General features: G+C 31.0%; 1 protein-coding gene. It reads left to right on the top strand.

Annotated elements, in window-relative coordinates:
• The first annotated feature begins 611 nt into the window (after window positions 1-611).
• On the top strand, window positions 612-1,742 hold the full coding sequence (gene xerA, locus ES675_RS16295; RefSeq protein ID WP_066257342.1) for a site-specific tyrosine recombinase/integron integrase: 1,131 nt from the start codon (window positions 612-614) through the stop codon (window positions 1,740-1,742).
• The last annotated feature ends 48 nt before the right edge of the window (window positions 1,743-1,790 follow it).

The following is a 1,790-nucleotide window of genomic DNA, read 5'->3' as shown; positions in this document are numbered from 1 at the left end:
AACCAGTGACCTTCGGGTTATGAGCCCGTTTTAAGCTACATCAGCAACACAAACACTGGGCTTGCGAGCTGTTTTATTTTGAAATCGTATGCAAAAACGTATGCACTTTTGACTTTCTGATTATTATTAATTGAAATGTAAATTTATATTATTTTTTCATATAATTCTGCCACTTTATGAGAATAAATTTCTCGTCCTTTTTAAGAAATCCAAATTCGTAAACAAATAGATAAATATCATTTTTGGCATTCTTCCAATAATGAGTGAAAAAATTTGGATTGAATCCTTGACCTAATAATATCTGACTTCTAACTGTAGCAAAGCCTGATTTGTTATAACTTTTAAGTATGCGCCGATTCTTCTTTAACTGGTTATCTACCAAATTATAAAATCGAGGAGCTTCATTTAAATTTTTTTTATAGTGATACGAACTCCTACAATAAGAGTCACAAAACCTTTTGTCAGAACGTCCAACAATTAATTTTTCACAAGAAAGACATGATTTTGGGTTTTCATTGTTATGCATATATAAGTGTTATTTAAACGTTTAATATACGAATAAGAAACTACTTGATGATTTGAAATTAGTAGCTTTAATAAAATAAAACCACATGAAATTCAGTCAACACATTACCCTAAAGCATATTTTAATTGATGATAAAAAGTTTATTGGTCTTCAATTTTACGCAAATAAGGCACTGGACATACTTGTTAAAGAGCTTCAAGATATTAAATGGAGTGAAGAATTCAACATGTACTACGTACCGAACAACAAACCCAATTTAGATAACATTTATAACATATTTAAGGGTGTGGCTTGGATAGACTCCAAATATTTTTTCCAACATACACGCTCAAAACAATTAGATGAAACGTTTAATATTGATTGGTACAGAAAGCGCGGAAAGTCTGAAAACTATAAATATTGTCCTGAATCCTATTTACAAAAACTTGAATTAAAGAAGTACGCTAACAACACTGTAAAGTCCTATATAAAGGCCTTTGAAGCATTTATCAATCATTATTATGATAAAGAAATTGATCATCTAAACGAAAATGATATAAGAGAATATTTGCAAGTATTAACTCAGGAAAAACGCTCAAATTCCTATAATAACATTGCCATAAATAGCATAAAATTTTATTACGAAATTGTCCTTGGAATGCCCAATAGGCTATATAGAATAGAACGACCACGAGTAAAAATGAAACTACCTGTTGTTCTTGCAAAGGAAGATATTAAAAGAATGATTAACTGCACACCAAATATAAAACACCGATGTGTTGTTAGTTTGCTTTATTCCGCTGGATTGCGCAGAAGCGAACTTTTAAACCTACAAATTAGTGATATTGATAGCTCCCGAATGCTGATACATGTCAAAGATGCTAAAGGCAACAAAGAACGATATACACTGTTATCAAAAAATACTTTACATGATTTAAGAACCTATTACAAACAATGGAAACCAACAAATTACCTTTTTGAAAGTCCCAACAAAGACAAATACAGCCCGAACAGTGTTGGCAAAATTGTAACCACTGCTGCCATAAAAGCAAAAATAAGAAAGAAGGTAAGTGCACATATATTACGGCATAGTTTTGCAACACACTTGCTTGAAGCGGGAACAGATATACGTTACATTCAAATTTTATTAGGGCACAGTTCAACAAAAACGACAGAAATTTATACCCATGTTGCTAAAAGTAGTTTTGATTCTATTAAAAATCCATTAGATTTGTAGGTGTAGATATAATAGATATATACACACCATTACACATACACATACGTT

Origin of the sequence: Algorimicrobium algoritergicola (assembly GCF_008086165.1) — a bacterium.
In the GTDB taxonomy this organism is placed as follows: Bacteria; Bacteroidota; Bacteroidia; order Flavobacteriales; family Flavobacteriaceae; genus Algorimicrobium; species Algorimicrobium algoritergicola.
The sequence above is the reverse complement of the archived record's forward strand: the minus strand, read 5'-3'. Positions and strand labels throughout refer to the sequence as shown.

Bases quoted from the DNA above. Each gene is read 5' to 3' on its own strand.
- xerA (WP_066257342.1), top strand. From the start codon at position 612: ATGAAATTCAGTCAACACATTACCCTAAAGCATATTTTAATTGATGAT.